Origin of the sequence: Phenylobacterium sp., from assembly GCF_030651185.1 — a bacterium.
GTDB lineage: Bacteria > Pseudomonadota > Alphaproteobacteria > Caulobacterales > Caulobacteraceae > Phenylobacterium.
Genome location: NZ_JAUSCJ010000018.1, coordinates 22,400 through 37,340, shown reverse-complemented (window position 1 = coordinate 37,340; position 14,941 = coordinate 22,400). Strand labels below are relative to the sequence as shown.

The 14,941-nt window shown below is 70.0% G+C and carries 20 protein-coding genes and 2 tRNA genes; 11 read left to right on the top strand and 11 right to left on the bottom strand.

Going from position 1 to position 14,941, the window contains the following annotated elements; genetic code table 11:
• Nucleotides 1–100: 100 nt before the first annotated feature.
• Genes Q7J39_RS07685 through tsaD form a run of 5 tightly spaced genes read right to left on the bottom strand, consistent with a single transcriptional unit; the run spans nucleotide 101 to nucleotide 3,621 of the window.
• Nucleotides 101–817: a class I SAM-dependent methyltransferase gene (locus Q7J39_RS07685; protein WP_304822365.1), complete on the bottom strand. Its 717-nt coding sequence runs from the start codon at nucleotides 815–817 to the stop codon at nucleotides 101–103.
• A 59-nt stretch (nucleotides 818–876) separates the two neighbouring features.
• Nucleotides 877–1,245, bottom strand: a complete 369-nt coding sequence (locus Q7J39_RS07680) for a Rieske (2Fe-2S) protein (protein WP_304822362.1) — start codon at nucleotides 1,243–1,245, stop codon at nucleotides 877–879.
• Nucleotides 1,242–1,526 (bottom strand): YciI family protein, encoded by a 285-nt coding sequence (locus tag Q7J39_RS07675; protein ID WP_304822360.1) that lies wholly within the window; start codon nucleotides 1,524–1,526, stop codon nucleotides 1,242–1,244. The genes Q7J39_RS07680 and Q7J39_RS07675 overlap by 4 nt, the downstream gene beginning before the upstream one ends.
• A gap of 11 nt (nucleotides 1,527–1,537) precedes the next feature.
• Nucleotides 1,538–2,536, bottom strand: coding sequence for an NAD(P)H-dependent glycerol-3-phosphate dehydrogenase (locus Q7J39_RS07670; RefSeq protein WP_304822356.1), 999 nt, complete (start codon nucleotides 2,534–2,536; stop codon nucleotides 1,538–1,540).
• Nucleotides 2,533–3,621, bottom strand: a complete 1,089-nt coding sequence (tsaD, locus tag Q7J39_RS07665; RefSeq protein WP_304822353.1) for a tRNA (adenosine(37)-N6)-threonylcarbamoyltransferase complex transferase subunit TsaD — start codon at nucleotides 3,619–3,621, stop codon at nucleotides 2,533–2,535. Before tsaD ends, Q7J39_RS07670 begins: the two co-directional genes overlap by 4 nt.
• A gap of 69 nt (nucleotides 3,622–3,690) precedes the next feature.
• Here tsaD and hemC point away from each other — a divergent pair, with 69 nt between their 5' ends.
• The 7 genes from hemC to Q7J39_RS07630 all read left to right on the top strand — a co-directional run bounded on the left by hemC (nucleotide 3,691) and on the right by Q7J39_RS07630 (nucleotide 9,197).
• Entirely contained in the window at nucleotides 3,691–4,644 is a 954-nt protein-coding gene (gene hemC, locus Q7J39_RS07660) for a hydroxymethylbilane synthase (protein ID WP_304822351.1), read from the top strand.
• A gap of 52 nt (nucleotides 4,645–4,696) precedes the next feature.
• Nucleotides 4,697–5,389: a uroporphyrinogen-III synthase gene (locus Q7J39_RS07655; RefSeq protein ID WP_304822347.1), complete on the top strand. Its 693-nt coding sequence runs from the start codon at nucleotides 4,697–4,699 to the stop codon at nucleotides 5,387–5,389.
• Between the two features lie 3 nt (nucleotides 5,390–5,392).
• Nucleotides 5,393–6,250, top strand: a complete 858-nt coding sequence (locus Q7J39_RS07650; RefSeq protein ID WP_304822344.1) for a COG4223 family protein — start codon at nucleotides 5,393–5,395, stop codon at nucleotides 6,248–6,250.
• Nucleotides 6,247–7,773, top strand: coding sequence for a heme biosynthesis protein HemY (locus Q7J39_RS07645; RefSeq protein WP_304822341.1), 1,527 nt, complete (start codon nucleotides 6,247–6,249; stop codon nucleotides 7,771–7,773). Before Q7J39_RS07650 ends, Q7J39_RS07645 begins: the two co-directional genes overlap by 4 nt.
• A 39-nt stretch (nucleotides 7,774–7,812) precedes the next feature.
• Nucleotides 7,813–7,888: transfer RNA gene (locus Q7J39_RS07640), tRNA-Thr, on the top strand.
• Between the two features lie 87 nt (nucleotides 7,889–7,975).
• Nucleotides 7,976–8,422, top strand: coding sequence for a hypothetical protein (locus tag Q7J39_RS07635; RefSeq protein WP_304822334.1), 447 nt, complete (start codon nucleotides 7,976–7,978; stop codon nucleotides 8,420–8,422).
• 247 nt (nucleotides 8,423–8,669) lie between these two features.
• Nucleotides 8,670–9,197, top strand: coding sequence for an AAA family ATPase (locus tag Q7J39_RS07630; protein ID WP_304822331.1), 528 nt, complete (start codon nucleotides 8,670–8,672; stop codon nucleotides 9,195–9,197).
• On the opposite strand, the gene Q7J39_RS07625 is transcribed toward Q7J39_RS07630, so the two are convergent.
• Together Q7J39_RS07625 and Q7J39_RS07620 are read right to left on the bottom strand one after the other, a co-directional pair.
• The gene (locus Q7J39_RS07625; protein ID WP_304822328.1) at nucleotides 9,167–9,958 is read right to left on the bottom strand and encodes an SDR family oxidoreductase; all 792 of its coding nucleotides are present in this window, start codon (nucleotides 9,956–9,958) and stop codon (nucleotides 9,167–9,169) included. The genes Q7J39_RS07630 and Q7J39_RS07625 overlap by 31 nt on opposite strands.
• 56 nt (nucleotides 9,959–10,014) lie before the next feature.
• The gene (locus Q7J39_RS07620) at nucleotides 10,015–10,242 is read right to left on the bottom strand and encodes a helix-turn-helix domain-containing protein (RefSeq protein WP_304822325.1); all 228 of its coding nucleotides are present in this window, start codon (nucleotides 10,240–10,242) and stop codon (nucleotides 10,015–10,017) included.
• A 164-nt stretch (nucleotides 10,243–10,406) separates the two neighbouring features.
• Here Q7J39_RS07620 and Q7J39_RS07615 point away from each other — a divergent pair, with 164 nt between their 5' ends.
• On the top strand, nucleotides 10,407–10,706 hold the full coding sequence (locus Q7J39_RS07615) for a hypothetical protein (RefSeq protein WP_304822321.1): 300 nt from the start codon (nucleotides 10,407–10,409) through the stop codon (nucleotides 10,704–10,706).
• Here Q7J39_RS07615 and Q7J39_RS07610 read toward each other — a convergent pair.
• Together Q7J39_RS07610 and Q7J39_RS07605 are read right to left on the bottom strand one after the other, a co-directional pair.
• Nucleotides 10,696–11,448 (bottom strand): Sir2 family NAD-dependent protein deacetylase, encoded by a 753-nt coding sequence (locus tag Q7J39_RS07610; RefSeq protein WP_304822318.1) that lies wholly within the window; start codon nucleotides 11,446–11,448, stop codon nucleotides 10,696–10,698. The genes Q7J39_RS07615 and Q7J39_RS07610 overlap by 11 nt on opposite strands.
• Before the next feature lie 5 nt (nucleotides 11,449–11,453).
• Nucleotides 11,454–11,951, bottom strand: coding sequence for a YbjN domain-containing protein (locus Q7J39_RS07605; RefSeq protein ID WP_304822315.1), 498 nt, complete (start codon nucleotides 11,949–11,951; stop codon nucleotides 11,454–11,456).
• A gap of 162 nt (nucleotides 11,952–12,113) precedes the next feature.
• Here Q7J39_RS07605 and Q7J39_RS07600 point away from each other — a divergent pair, with 162 nt between their 5' ends.
• Together Q7J39_RS07600 and Q7J39_RS07595 are read left to right on the top strand one after the other, a co-directional pair.
• A complete protein-coding gene (locus tag Q7J39_RS07600) occupies nucleotides 12,114–12,578 on the top strand; it encodes a chemotaxis protein CheW (protein WP_304822312.1) in 465 nt (154 codons plus the stop codon).
• Nucleotides 12,579–12,679: 101 nt separating this feature from the next.
• Complete coding sequence (locus tag Q7J39_RS07595; protein ID WP_304822309.1) at nucleotides 12,680–13,978, top strand: ammonium transporter; 1,299 nt, start codon at nucleotides 12,680–12,682, stop codon at nucleotides 13,976–13,978.
• A gap of 110 nt (nucleotides 13,979–14,088) precedes the next feature.
• On the opposite strand, the gene Q7J39_RS07590 is transcribed toward Q7J39_RS07595, so the two are convergent.
• Together Q7J39_RS07590 and Q7J39_RS07585 are read right to left on the bottom strand one after the other, a co-directional pair.
• Nucleotides 14,089–14,367 (bottom strand): DUF167 family protein, encoded by a 279-nt coding sequence (locus Q7J39_RS07590; RefSeq protein ID WP_304822306.1) that lies wholly within the window; start codon nucleotides 14,365–14,367, stop codon nucleotides 14,089–14,091.
• The gene (locus Q7J39_RS07585; RefSeq protein ID WP_304822303.1) at nucleotides 14,367–14,672 is read right to left on the bottom strand and encodes a YggT family protein; all 306 of its coding nucleotides are present in this window, start codon (nucleotides 14,670–14,672) and stop codon (nucleotides 14,367–14,369) included. Before Q7J39_RS07585 ends, Q7J39_RS07590 begins: the two co-directional genes overlap by 1 nt.
• 108 nt (nucleotides 14,673–14,780) lie before the next feature.
• Here Q7J39_RS07585 and Q7J39_RS07580 point away from each other — a divergent pair.
• Nucleotides 14,781–14,856, top strand: a tRNA-Ala gene (locus tag Q7J39_RS07580).
• Nucleotides 14,857–14,941 lie beyond the last annotated feature (85 nt).

Sequence of the window (14,941 nt, the reverse complement as noted above, 5' to 3'; positions counted from 1 at the left end):
GCATTAACTATGCCGGGTTTGGCCCGCGAAACAGTCGGCCCGCGCCCGGGAGTCCCGGGGCGGGCCTGGAGAGCAAGCCGTCAGCAGAGCTCGACAGTAATCAGCGCGGGATCTCGCGGACCTTGGTCAGGGCCACTTGGCGGTAGACGGCGGTGATATCGAAATATCGCCGGAAGACTCCGTGGAAGTGATCGACCGCCTGCTTGACGCCCGGCCCCCCGATCTCGCTTTCATGGTGCCAGTAATCGTCCAGCACCATCATCCCGCCGACCTCCAGCAGGGCCGCGCAATAGGCCAGGTCCACGCCCACGGCCCAGGCGGTATGAGATCCATCGATGTAGATCAGGTCGTAGGTCTCGCCCCGCTCCAGCATCTTGGGCAGCTCGTAGGTCGAGAAGCCTTTGTGGGTGGTGAGTTTCGAGAAGCCGAGCTTGGCGGTGTTGCGGGCGAAGCGCGGCTCCACCGCGTGGTACTTCTCTTCCGGGTTCAGGTCCTGGTCGAACCAGGGATCGATCACCGTGACGTCAAGCTTGGCCGGCAGCAGCCAGTCCATGAAGGCCAGGTTGCGCCCCTCATAGGCGCCGATCTCCATGTAGCGGACCGATCCGCGCTTGGCCGCGAAGTCGCGCAGCAGGGGCGAGACGAAGGGAATGTTCTGGTCGGCCCACCCCTCGGTGAACTCGAAGTTCATCGCCTTGCAGTGGGCGGCGAAGGCCGCGGCGTCGTCATCGGCGCGCGGCGTGGCCAGCATGGTCTTGGCGAACTGCGGGGCGAACCGATGGTTCATGGTCGCCAGGGCGCGAAGGGCGTCAGCCATGACAGGCTCCTCTTAGGTCTCAAGGACAAGAGGCTTAGCCTTGGCGGGTTAAGGAAGAGTCAGGCCGTGAGGACTTCGCCGTCCACCACCGCCACCGGCCAGGGGCGCAGGTGATCGTCGGCGCAGGGGCCGGCCACGCAGAGCCCGTCGGAGGGGCGGAACATCGCCCCGTGCGCGGCGCAGATGATCCGGTCGCCCCCCCGGGTCAGATAGCGGTCGTCCATGACGGCCAGGGGCCAGCCATTGTGCGGGCATGAGTCGACATAGCCGGTGATGGCGTCGCCCTGGCGCACCAGGAAGCCCGCGAACAGGGCGCGCTCATTGCGGAATCGGAAGCCCTTGGCCCCGGGATCGGCCAGGTCGGTCACCGCGCAGAGGCGCTGGCCGGCGGGGGGCCTGGCCGGGTTGTCGGGCTCGTCGCGGTTCACAGGTTTCCGATGGTCGCGCGGAAGGGCAGGATCTGCACGCTCTGGAACAGGCCGGCCAGGGTGTAGGGATCGTCGCGGTTGAAGGACCGCGCCACCTCCTCGGTTTCGCCCTCCATCACCAGCAGGGAGCCGGCCATGTCGCCCTTGTCGTCCAGGATCGGGCCCCCCAGCTTCACGACGCTGGAAAAGGTCCCGGCATAGGCCAGGTGGGCCGGCCGGGTGGCCATTCGCAGGTCCAGCGAGTCCGGCTTGTCGAGGCAGATCATCACGAAGAGGGCCATGGGCGGTTCCTTCAGAATTCGGTCTTGAGCGGTCGCGACAGCAGACCAGCGATGGCGGCGTCGATATCGGCCTCGCCCGCCAGGATGGCGGCCACGGCGTCGCAGATGGGGATTTCGACGCCATGCTTGGCGGCCAGGCCGCGCACGGCCGGCGCCGAGGCGACACCCTCGGCCACCGCGCCGCCCAGGCTGGCCAGCGCCTCGTCCAGGGTCATCCCCTGGCCCAGGGCCAGGCCGATGCGGTTGTTGCGCGACTGGGTGCTGGAGCAGGTGAGCACCAGGTCGCCCAGGCCGCAGAGCCCGGCCACCGTCTCGGCCTCGCCCCCCAGGGCCTGCGCCAGCCGGGTGAGTTCGGCGAAGCCCCGGGTGATCAGGGCCGCGTGGGCGCTGCGGCCCAGGCCTCGGCCTTCGACGATCCCGCAGGCGATGGCCAGCACGTTCTTCACCGAGCCGCCGATCTCGGCGCCGATCATGTCGGTGGCCAGGTAGGGCCGGAACAGCGGGCTGGCGATGGCCTCGGCCAGGTCGCGCCCCAGGTCCTCGTCGGGGCAGGCCAGGGTCACGGCGGTGGGCAGGCCTCGGGCCACCTCGCCGGCGAAGCTCGGTCCCGACAGCACGGCGGGGCAGGCGTCGGGCAGGGTCTCGGCCAGGACCTCGGTCATTAGCTTCAGCGACCCCTGCTCCACCCCCTTGGCGCAGAGCAGGATCGGCACGCCCTTCCGCGCATGGGGCGCGAAGGCCGCGAGACTGGACCGCAGATGCTGGGCGGGGGTGACGTTGAGGATCAGGTCGCAGGACGCCAGCTCGGCCATGTCGCCCGTGGCGGCGACGGGGCTGTCGAAGGCGATCCCCGGCAGGAAGACGCTGTTCTCGTTTCGGGTGCGGATGGCGTCCACCACCTCGGCCTCGCGGGCCCAGAGGGTGGTGGTCAGCCCGGCGCGGGCGCAGACCAGGGCCAGAGCGGTGCCCCAGGCGCCGCCGCCGATCACGCCTGCTGTCGTCATGCTCATGCCTTGGCGCCCTTGCGTCCGAATGCGTGGGTAGGATTGGACAACGCCGCAGCGGCGTCCAAGGGCCAACGCGGCCGCGCGGGCGCGTCCAGGGGGTCTGTCATGCCCAGGGCCAGCCGCTCGGCGCCGGCCAAGGCGATCATGGCGGCGTTGTCGGTGCAGTAGGCGAGCGGCGGGGCGTTGAAGGAAAAGCCGCGGGCCTTGGCGGTCTCCATCAGCTTGGCCCGAACCGCCCCGTTGGCCGCCACCCCGCCGGCCACCACGAAGCGCAGGTCGTGGTTCCCCCTGGCGATGGCGTAGGCGGCCATGGCCCGGTCGGTGCGGTCTGACAGCTGGCGGGCGATGGCGGTCTGGACGCAGGCGGCCAGGTTCTTGCGTTCGACCTCGGTGGTGACCGTCTCAGCCAGCCGCGCGGCGGCGGTCTTCAGGCCGGAGAAGGAAAAGTCGCAGCCGTCGCGGCCCAGCAGGGCGCGGGGCAGGGTGAAGGCGGTGGGATCGCCGCCGACCGCCAGCTTTTCCAGGGCCGGCCCGCCGGGATAGGGCAGGCCCAGGCTCTTGGCGATCTTGTCGAAGGCCTCGCCGGCCGCGTCGTCGATGGTGGAGCCCAGGCGCTTGCAGGCGCCAATGCCCTCCACGGCCAGGAGCTGGCAATGCCCGCCGGAAACCAGCAGCAGCAGGAAGGGATAGGGAATGTCGGCGGCCAGGCGCGCGGAGACCGCGTGGCCCTCCAGGTGGTTCACCGCGATCAGCGGCAGGCCGCGCGCCAGGGCCACCGCCTTGCCGAAGGACAGCCCCACCATCACCCCGCCCACCAGGCCGGGGCCGGCGGTGGCCGCCACGCCGGAGAGGTCGCCATAGGTCACGCCCGCCTCGCTCATGGCCTGGCCCGCTATGGCGTCGATGGACTCCACATGGGCCCGGGCGGCGATCTCGGGCACCACGCCGCCATAGGGGGCGTGGGCGGCGATCTGGCTGGCGATGACGCTCGACAGAATCTCCACGCGCCCGTCGGCGCGGCGGCGCAGCACCGAGGCGGCGGTTTCGTCGCAGCTGGTTTCGAGGCCCAGGAGGATAAGGTCGGTCATCTGCGTTGCGGCTTGGGGTTCCGTCCTGTAGCCAACGGCTCAGTCCCCCGCCGAGGTAGCCCTCCCGCCGTGTCCACGCAACCTGTCCGGATCGGAGCCCGCGGCTCCAAGCTTTCGCTGGCCCAGGCCGGCATGATGCAACGCCGTATCGCCGCCGCCCTCGGCGCAGCCCCCGAGGACGCCGAGCGCGTCGCTCCGCTGATCATCATCACCACCACCGGCGACCGGGTGCAGGACCGCCGCCTGCTGGAGATCGGCGGCAAGGGGCTGTTCACCAAGGAAATCGAGGAGGCGATGCTGGAGGGGCGTATCGACTGCGCCATCCACTCGCTGAAGGACATGCCGGCGGTCTGCCCCGACGGCCTGACCATCGCCGCCATCCCCGAGCGGGAAGACCCCCGCGACGCCTTCCTGTCCTTCAAGGCCGACCGTCTGGAGGATTTGCCCCAGGGCGCCGTGCTGGGCACCGCCTCGCTCCGCCGACAAGCGCAGTCCCTGCACCGCCGCCGCGATCTCGACGTCCAGATGCTGCGGGGCAATGTCGACACCCGGCTGGCCAAGCTGCAGGCCGGGGACGCCGACGCCATCCTGCTGGCCATGTCGGGCCTCAACCGCCTGGGCCTGGGCCACCTGCCCCGGAGCCTGATCGATCCCATCGAGGTTCCCCCGGCCCCCGGCCAGGGCGCCCTGGCCATCGAGACCCGGACCGCCGATATCGACCTGCCCTGGCTCGAGGCGGTGCGTCACGCCGGGACCACCATCGCCGTCGCCGCCGAGCGCGGCGCGCTGATGGCCCTGGAAGGCTCCTGCAAGACCGCCATCGGCGCCCATGCCCGCCTGCTGGGGGACCGCATCCACCTGATCGTCGAGGCCCTGTCGCCCGACGGCGTCCACCGATTCCGCCGCGAGGGCGACGCCCTGCTGGCCGGCGACCATGAGGCCGTGGCGCGGGAACTCGGCCTGGCGCTCGGCGCCCAGGTGCTCGAGGAAGGCGGCGACCTGCTCGCCCTTCATGAGGCATGAAGACCGCTCAGGGTTGCGTTATGGCTGAGCTTGGCTCAACCGTGTCGGGACGATGAGCACCCGCAAGATCTGGATCACCCGCGCCCAGCCCGCCGCCGAGACCACGGCCGCCCGCGTCCGCGCCTTGGGCCATGAACCGTTCATCGCGCCCTTGCTCAGGGTCGAGCCGGTGGAGGGCGTGGAGGTGGATCTGCGCGGGGTCTGCGCGCTGGCCTTCACCAGCGCCAATGGCGTGCGGGCCTTTATCGAGGCGACGCCCGAGCGGTCGCTGCGGGTCTTCGCCGTCGGCGCCGCCACCGCCCAGGCGGTTCGCGCCGCGGGCTTCAAGAACGTGCTGTCGGCCGATGGCGACGTCGAGGCCCTGGCCGAGGGCATCGCCGCCCGCAAGCGCGACCTGAAGGGCTGCGTCCTGCATCCGGGCGCCGCCGAACCGGCCGGCGACCTGGTGGGCGCGCTGCAGGCCCACGGCATCGAGGCCCGGCGGCTGGTCCTCTACGACACCGGCCCGGCCGAACTGACGGCGGAAGAGCTGGCCAGCCTGCCCGAGATCGACGCCGTCCTGCTGCACTCCCCCAAGGCCGCCCAGGCCCTGGCCGCCATGCTGAAGGCCTCGCCCCAGCCGCGGATGCGGGCCCTGTGCCTTTCCAAGGCGGTGATGAAGCCCCTGGCCCGCACCAAGATGGCGGCCAAGATGTTCGCACCCTTTCCTCTCGAAGCGGCGCTGCTGAATCTGATAGATCGGTAGATCATGAGCGTCACGCCGGACCCGACAGAGCCTTCGCCGCCCCATGGCGGCCCTGCGCGGCTGCCGACGCTCTGGATAGTGGCCGCGTTCGGCCTGGTCTGCCTGGTGGCCGGCTACGCCCTGTCGCGGTTCGGCCCGCACGTCTTCCCGATCAAGCCTCGGCCCAGCGTCAGTTCCGATCTCGCCAATCTCCGGCCCCTGGCCCCGGTCCAGACCTATCCCGCCGATGAGCCGCCCCCGCTGGAGGTCGCGCTCGCGGCCCCGAACGCCGAGGCGATGCAGCAGCTCGCCCGGCGGATCGACGCCCTGGAGGCCGAGCAGTCGCGCACCGCCGAGGCCGCCGCCTCGGCCCTGGCCGCCGCGGCCCTGATGGAGGCGGCCCAGACCTCGCGGCCCTTCGCCGAGGAACTCGCGGCCCTGGACGCGGTCTCGCCGCCCTCGGCTGAACTGCGCGCCCTGCGCCGCGTGGCCGAGCGCGGCGCCCCCAGCCGCGCGGCCCTGGCCGCCAGCTTTCCCGAATATGCCGCCCGCGCCGCCGGCGCCGCCCGCGCGCCCGGTGACAGCGCCGGCCTGATGGCCCGACTGGGCGCCGCGCTCCGCCGCGTGGTCACCCTGCGGCAGGTGGGAGACGTGCCGGGTAAGGGCGTCGACGCCCTGCTGGCCCGCGCCGAACGCCAGGTGGAAGAGGGCGACCTCGACCATGCCCTGCGGACCCTCGACGGTCTGCCTCCGGGCGGCCGTGAGGCGCTGGCGCCCTGGCGCGCCGCCGCCGAGACGCGGGCCGACATTGATCGCCGCATCTCGGCGGTCCGCGTCCAGGCCCTGGAGGATCTCGCCCGGCTGGCCCGGAGCGGCGCATGATCCGCACGGCCCTGGTCATCTTCCTAGTGGTGGCCGTGGCCACCGCGATCCTGGCCATCACCGGCGAGCCCGGCCACGCCAGCATCATCTGGCTGGGGTGGCGGGCCGATATGACCGCCGCGGCCATGGTCCTGATCACCCTGGTGGGCGCGCTCGCCACCATGATCGGCTGGCGCCTGTTGCTGTGGATCATGGAGGCGCCGCGCCGGGCCGAGCGGGCGCGGGCCGAAGACCGCCGCCGCCAGGCCAATGAGGCCCTGACCCGCGGCTTCCTGGCCGCCGCCGCCGGAGATGGTTCGGAGGCGCGCCGCCTGGCCCTGAAGGCCGCCGATCTCGCCGACGAGGCGCCCGGCCTGGTCCGGATACTGGCCGCCCAGGCGGCCGAGGCCGCGGGGGACGCCGTCGCGGTCCAGGCCGCCTATTCCGCCATGCTGGGCTTCCCCGAGATGCGCCTGGCCGGCCACAGGGGGCTGATGGCCCAGGCCCTGGCCCAGGGCGACAAGGCCACCGCCGTGGGGCACGCCGAGCAGGCCTATGGGTTGGGCCGCACCGCCCGCTGGGCCTGGCGCGCCGTGCTGGAGGCCCGCCTGGAGGCCGGCGACTGGGACGGGGCGCTGGAACTGGTCAAGAGCGCGCTGGACCGCAAGATCGTCTCTCCCATCGTCGCCGACCGGGCCCGCGCCGCCCTGCTGGCCGCGTCGGCCGCCCAGCTGGAAAACTCGGCCGAGCCCAGGGCGCGGTCCCAGGCCACGGACTATGCGGTCGAGGCCGCCAAGCTGCAGCCGGGCTTCGCGCCGGGGGTGGTGATGGCCGCCCGCCTGCTGGCCGCCGACGGCAAGGCGGGCCGCGCCGCCCAGGTCCTGGAGACGGCCTGGAAGGCCGCGCCCCATCCGGCCTTGTGGCTGGCCTATCGTGACCTGAAGACCAACGAGACGCCGCGCCAGCGGGCCGAACGGCTCGGCGACCTGGCGCAGCTGAATCCCGGCGCCCGCGAGAGCCGCATCCTCTTCGTCGAGCAGGCCCTGATCAACGGCGTCCCGATCCGCGCCCGCGAGGCCGCCAAGGCCCTGGAGGACGAACCGCTCACCCGGCGCGTCGCCGGCCTGTTCGCCCGCGTCGCCTTCGCCGCCGGCAAGCCCGACGAGGCCAGGGTCTGGATGGCGCGCGCGGTGGGGGCGCCGCAGGAGCCGGACTGGACCGATCTCGACCCCGAGGGCCAGGCCTTCGCCTACCTGCCCGCCGACTGGGCGCGGCTGACGGCGGTCTATGCCGAGACCGGCGAACTGATCCACCCGCGCCACGAGCGGGCCGAGAAGACCATGACCGAGCTGCCGGAGCTCCCGATCTCCTATGCGGATTCAGCCCCGTTCCTGGCCGGCCAGGAGGCCACGCCGCCGCCCTATGAGGTGGACGAGGGCCTCTATGACGACGACGAGCCGGAACCCCCGCCACCCCCGCCGATAAGCCAAAGACGCTCCCCTGCGAGGCGCCGCTTGGCGAGCGCGCCGAGAGCAGCTAAATAGGCGCTCCCGCGCGGGCCGGTTCGCCGCTCCGCGCGTCAGGCCGCTTTAGCTCAGCTGGTAGAGCACATCATTCGTAATGATGGGGTCAGGTGTTCGAGTCACCTAAGCGGCACCACTTCTTCCCTCCGATCCTGAAATCCAGGCGCCCCGTCGCCGGCGAATCACGTCAGGGATTCGCCACCCCCCGCGACGGACCCGGCCCATGGATGACCCCAGGCACATCCGGCTGATCTCCCGGCTGTCGATGGACTATGTGATCTCGATCTACAGCGCGGTGCTGCGCGGCGGGGCGCATGATCCCCTCGACGCCCTGATCCTCTCGACCGTCGCGGTGGCCAATGTGGCCCACCTCGGCTCCGACCCGGCCCTGTCCCTGCGCTATGGGGCGATCGACCAGCCCGAGCCCTTCGAGATCAAGCGGCCCATCAGCCGTAACGCCGTGGCGCTGTCGCTCGGCCTCTCCTACGAGACCGCGCGGCGACGCATCCAGAAGCTGATCGACGCCGGGTCCTTGATCGACACCGAGGACGGGCTGGTGGGGGCCAACGAGGTCCTCAATCCGGAGATGGTCCTGGCCATGGCCAAGCAGAACGCCACCCTGCTCAGGCGCATGGTGCGGCTGATGCGGGAGGCCGGGGTCGAGATCTAACCCCGGACATCATGATCTCGCCAGATCGGGCGGTCAGGGCTCTTTGTCCCGGCGGCGCCGGATTCGAGATCCTGTTCGCTCTATGCTCTTGTAATTCATCGCAAATTTACAAGAACTGAAGCGTTCGAAGTGATGGGGTCAGGTGTTCGAGCCACCTAAGCGGCGCCACTTCTTCCTGTAAAGTCAAAGAGTTCAACGCCTGAAGCGGCCCCCTGGCGCGGCCGTTCGGGCTTGGCGGGGGCGTATCATGGCGCGATACATACTGACTGGCGCGCCCGGGGCGGGGAAGACCGCCCTGCTGCGGTTGCTGGAACGGCGCGGCTGCGCGGTGGTCGAGGAGGCGGCCACCGACGTCATCGCCCTGGAACAGGCGCTCGGGCGGCCCGAACCCTGGACCGATCCCGGCTTCATCGACCGGATCGTGGCCTTGCAGGTGCAGCGGCAGAGGTTGGTGGGAGACGGCGTCTTCGACCGCTCGCCGATCTGCACCTGGGCGCTCGGCGAATTCTTGGGGTTTCCGCCCTCGCCCGCCCTGCGGGCGGAGATCGAGCGCATCGAGGCCGAGCAGATCTATGAGGCCCAAGTGTTCTTCATCCAGAACCTGGGCTTCGTGACCCCCACGGCGGCCCGCCGGATCAGCTATCCGGACGCGCTGCGGTTCGAGGCGGTCCACCTCGAGGCCTACCGCCGTTTCGGCTACGAGCTGATGATGATCCCGCCGGGCGACCTTGCCGCCCGCGCCGATCAGGTCTTGGCGAACACGCCCTTCCAATAGGCGCGCATGGCCTCGATGGCCGGGCGCAGACCCACCGTCTGGGCCTCGGCGTGGGCGCCGACCCCGTGGTGCAGGTGGGGGCTGGAGATCGACTCCCAGATCACCTTGGTGACGTCTTCCACTGAGCCGGGCACCGACTGGGCCTCCTCGATGGCGCTGCGGAACACCTGACCCTCGGCGTTGGCGGTGGAGTCCAGCAGGGGGGTGTCGATATAGCCCGGCATGATGCAGACCACCCGGACGCCGAAGCGGGAATATTCCAGGTCCAGCGCCTCCGACAGGCCGCGCACCGCGAACTTGGTGGCGCCGTAGACCGCCAGGCGCGGCGGGCCCGACAGGCCCGAACTGGAGGCGATATTGACCAGCACCGAGTCCTTGGTCGCCTTCAGCAGCGGCAGGGCGGCGTAGCTGCCATAGATGACGCCGCGCAGATTGACGTCGATCTGCAGGTCCCAGTCGGCGGAGGTCTGGGTCTCGAACCAGCCGTAGCGGGCCAGGCCCGCATTGTTGATCATCACGTCCAGTCGGCCGCCGCTGGCCTTGGCGAAGCGGGCCAGGGCCAGGCCCCAGGCGGCTTCGTTGCGCACGTCCAGGCGGATGGCGACGACCTGGCCGGGATCGAACTCGGCGGCGGCCTTGGCCAGGGCATCCTCATCCACATCGGATAACCCGACGAAATAGCCCTCGGCGGCGAAACGCTTGGCGGTGGCCAGGCCGATGCCGCTGGCGGCGCCGGTGATGAAGCAGGCTTTCGTGGCCATTCGTCGCAAGTCCCCGTGGTCAGGCGGGGAGCATGTCGGCCCTGGCGGTCAGGCCGTCAAGCGCGACGCAGCAGCACCGCACCCGTCCAGCCGGCCTCGGCCAGCAGCTTCACGCCGTTGGTTTCCAGGGCCCTGGTCAGGCGCTTCTGGGTGGTTCCGTGGGCGGGGCGGCCGTTCTCGAACTGCGAGATGGTGGTGAAGGCGACGCCGGACTTCTCGGCCAGATCCTTCAGACTCCAGTCGAGGAGGGCGCGGCCGGCGCGGCAGCATTCGGGGGTCAGCATGGCGGGAGCTCCCTGGGACTCAGCGTGAATCCTCGCCCCCGAGCGTTAAAAATTCATCGCCAGCGGCGTTTGCCGTGCGGCGGCCGGTCGCCTACGCCTTGCCCCGCCGGAGCAAGAGGCCTAGTTCCGGGGGCGGCGCCTGTCGCCCAAGATCTAAAAGCGCCATGACCGACGAACCTCGCCCCCGCAAGATCCTCAGCCTGAAGAACCCGCCGACGCGGCCGCTGGGTCCCGAGCCGATCCGCAAGGCCGCGCCGCCCCCGCCTCCACCGCCGCCGCCCGCCCAGGTCTTCGCCTGGAAGTGCAAGCCCTGCGGGGCTGGCTTCAATGTCAGCGACGAGCTGGATGGTGACGTCGTGATCCGCTGCCCGTCCTGCAACGCCAAGATCGGCGTGGTGGCCGATTTCCGCGCCGATCCGATCCCTACCAAGCTGCGCGCCCGGCCGGTCGCGCCTAGAGCTTAGAGGCCACTTCGCTCATCACCGGGCCGATCTCGTCGTTCAGCACCAGGTCGGCCATGCCGTCGATATCGGTGGGCTCGCGGTTGAGGATGGCCAGGGCCGCGCCATTGCGCTTGGCGATCTGCGGCAGGGCCGCGGCCGGATAGACCACCAGGGACGATCCCAGCACCAGGAACAGGTCGCTGTTCAACGCCTCCAGCTCGGCCTTGCGCAGCACCTGCGGCTTCAGCTGCTGGCCAAAGGAGATGGTGGCGGTCTTCACGATGCCGCCGCAGGCCTGGCAGACCGGCAGGTCTGAGGTCGCCTCAAAACGCGCCCTCAGGTCGGCCAGTTCGTGCCGCGTCCCGCAGTCGAGGCAGGTCGCATAGCTGGCGTTGCCGTGCAGCTCGATCACCCGCGAGGCGGGGAGGCCGCTATCCTGGTGCAGGTTGTCGACGTTCTGGGTGATGACGCTGGAGAGCTTGCCGGCCTCCATCAGACGGACCAGGGCGTAGTGGCCCTCATTGGGCGCGGCGCCCACCCAGCCGGCGCGGCCGGAAAAGGCCCGGCCCCAGGCCTCGCGGCGCTTCTGAGGATCGGCCACGAAGTCCTGGAACAGGATGGGGCTCATCTTGCTCCACACCCCGCCCGGCGAGCGGAAGTCCGGAATGCCCGATTCCGTGGAGATGCCCGCCCCCGTGAAGGCGACGATCCGGCGCGCCTCGCCGATCATCCGCGCCAGGTCCTGCCGTGCCTCCAGGGCCATACGCCTCACCGAGCCTTGAAATAGGTGTCCGGCGCGCTGGTGAAATCGTCGAAGTCAGCGACGCAGGTCAGCCATTCCTTCTGCTGGGCCACGACGTCCTCGCGGCGGTCGTTGACCGAGGCGCGCAGGGCGTACCAGGCGTAGGGGTGGTTGTCCTTGTTGAGGTAGGCGGGGCACAGATAGGCGTTGCGGTTCCAGAGATTGATCTGCTCGGCGTTCACCAGGTCGTCGTCGTCCCAGCCGAGCTGGTAGACCACCAGGCCGCAGGCGGTCTTGGCCGTGTCGCATTTCAGGAAGTTGACCTCGAAGATCAGCTTGCCCACCAGGCCCTTGATCCAGGGTTCGCCCTTGTCGTCGACCTTCAGTTCGCCGCTCGCGCCATTGGTCTGCAGCACCGCCAGGATGTCGGCGGGCTTACGGGCGTCAAAGGCCCAGGCGGGCGTGGTGGAGGCCAGCAGAGCGGCTGTGAGCGCCGCGGCCCCGGCGATGCTGTGGAATATCATGTCGTGTCCCCCTTGCCGCCAGCCTAGTCGCGCGAGGACCGGACCCGCAACCCCTTGGATCGACTCCGAAAAACCCGCGGCGCCGTTAATGAAATCGAGCAGGTTCATAGGGATACTGGTGAAAATCGACCCCGAACAGAACGATTGGGAAGAGTTCTAAGCATGGACAACTCCAGGATCCCGCAGCCGGGCGCCGAACTGATCTCGGTCCGCATCGGCGATCAGTCCTACGCCATCGACATCATGGCGGTGCGTGAGATCCGCGGCTGGACCGCGGCCACGCCCCTGCCCCATGCGCCGCCCCACGTGCTGGGGATGATGAACCTGCGCGGCGCCATTCTGCCGGTGATCGACCTTGGCGGCCGCCTGGGCCTTGGCCCGGCCGAACCCAACTCCTCCTCCGTGGTGGTGGTGGCCCAGATCGGCGAGGCCCAGGTGGGTCTGGTGGTGGACGCGGTCTCCGACATCCTCACGGTGACCCCGGGCCTGATCCAGTCGCCCCCCGATATCGGCGGGGAAATCCTCAACTACGTCAACGGCGTCATGACCACCGACACCGGCATCGTCAGCCTGCTGTCGCTGGACAATGTCCTGCCCCCCGAGCCCATCGTTCTCGCCGCGGCCTGAGGAGGCTGCCCGCTTTTTGCGCGCACCCCGAAAAATTGTGCCTGCACAACAGGCAAAGACTCCTGTAGCCAAGGCCTCCTGACCAGTTGGGGGGACGGGGCATGACGGTTCGGACGCTGACGCGCTTGGGCGCGCTGATCGCAGGCTTGGCGCTGGCGTCTCCCGCCCTGGCGCAGGGGGCGGCTCCGGCCATCGATCACGGCGACACCGCCTGGATCCTCAGCGCCACGGCGCTGGTCCTGTTCATGACCCTGCCCGGACTGGCGCTCTTCTACGCCGGGCTGGTGCGGTCCAAGAACGTGCTGTCGGTGATGACCCACTGCGTGGCCATCGCCTGCCTGGCCTCGGTGCTTTGGCTGCTGGGGGTCTACAGCCTGGCCTTCTCCGGGACCGGACCGCTGATCGGCGACCTGGCCAAGTTCGGGCTGATCTCCGTGGGCCGCGACGCGGTGACCGGCGTCCTGCCGGAGAGCGTCTTCTTCGCCTTCCAGATGACCTTCGCCATCATCACCCCGGCCCTGATCGTCGGCGCCTTCGTCGAGCGCATCAAGTTCTCCGCCGTGCTGCTGTTTTCCGCCCTGTGGCTGATCGTGGTCTATGCGCCGGTCTGTCACTGGGTCTGGGGCGGGGGCTGGCTCGCCCAGATGCACGTCATGGACTATGCGGGCGGCCTGGTGGTCCACGCCACGGCCGGGGTCTCGGCCCTGCTGATCGCCTGGCGGCTTGGCCCGCGCGACGGGTTCCCGCGGGATCTCTCGCCGCCGCACAATCCGGGCATGACCATGATGGGCGCCGGCATGCTGTGGGTCGGCTGGTACGGCTTCAACGCCGGCAGCGCCCTGGCCGCCGACGGTAATGCGGGCGCGGCTCTGATCGCCACCCACCTCTCGGCGGCCACGGCGGGCCTGGTCTGGGCCGCGATCGAGTGGAAGCGCTTCGGGCGGCCCAGCATGGTGGGCCTGGTCACCGGCGTGGTGGCCGGCCTGGCAACCGTCACCCCGGCGTCCGGCTTTGTCGGCCCCCTGGGCGGCGTGATCCTGGGCGCCGCGGGCTCGCTGATCTGCTATCAGGCCGTGGACCTGGTGAAGCACCGGATGAAGATCGACGACAGCCTCGACGTCTTCGCCGTCCATGGCGTGGGCGGCATCCTGGGGACCCTGCTGGTGGCGGTGCTGGCCGCGACCAACCTCGGCGGCGCGGGCTATGCCGAAGGGGTCACCATGGGCTCCCAGGCGGTGACCCAGGTGCTGGGCGTGCTGGCGGTCTGCGCCTGGTCGGGGATCGCCACCCTGGTCCTGGTCTTCCTGGTCCGCCGCACCGTGGGCCTGCGGGCCGGCGACGACGCGGTGGACGAGGGGCTGGACATGTCGGCCCACGGTGAGCGGGCCTACAATCCCTAGAGCATGTCAGGCGTAAGTGGGAACCGGTTCGCCGCCCGGACATGCTCTAGATTCAAGAAGCTAGACCCTTTTTATCCGATCAGGTTGTTTCAACCTGATCCGGAAAGGGTCTAGGGCCTAGGCCCAAAGGCCAAGGCGAGGTCGGCCTCCGTGGCGTCGTCGACCTCGATCATCTTGACCCGCGCCGTCTCGCCTGAGGCGATGCGCAGGGACGACTTGGGCCGCTTGAGCGATTTGGCGAGGAAGGCCAGCAGGGCGGCGTTGGCCGCGCCCTCGGCGGCCACGGCGCTGACCCGCACCTTCAGATAGGGGCGGCCCTCGGCGTCGAGGGCCCAGCCGTCCGCCCTGTCCCGGCCGCCCTTGGGCGTCACCCGGACGGGCAGGCGCATCAGCCCATCAGGGCGACGAGCGGCCCGAACGCCATGGGCAGCAGGTAGGCCTTGATGCCCTGCAGGATCAGCAGGACGATGATCGGGCTGATATCCACGCCTCCCAGCGGCGGAATGATCCGCTGGAACGGCGCCAGGATCGGCCGGGTCACGGCGTCCAGGAACTTGGCGATATTGTAGACCACCTGATTGCGCAGGTTGATCACATCGAAGGCCACCAGCCACGAGATGATGGCGTTGGCGAAGATCGCGAAGATCAGCAGGCTCAGAAGCGAACTGACGATGAAATAGAGGAAACTGCCCATGGCGTGGGTTTAAAGGGGCCCGCGGGGGGCTGGCAAGCCGCTGCGTCGCCATCGCGCATTTCTGCCGCTTGACAGGAGGGGTCGTAAAACGCTTATTCCGCGCCTCCTGGGGCCGTAGCTCAGATGGTAGAGCGCCTCGTTCGCAATGAGGAGGTCAGCGGTTCGATTCCGCTCGGCTCCACCAGGAACCTTCCCTGAATCCGGGCCGGGGCGCCTTGCCGCCTGGGCCGGCGCCTGCCACAAACCGCGTCGGTCGGCCTTGGGGGGCG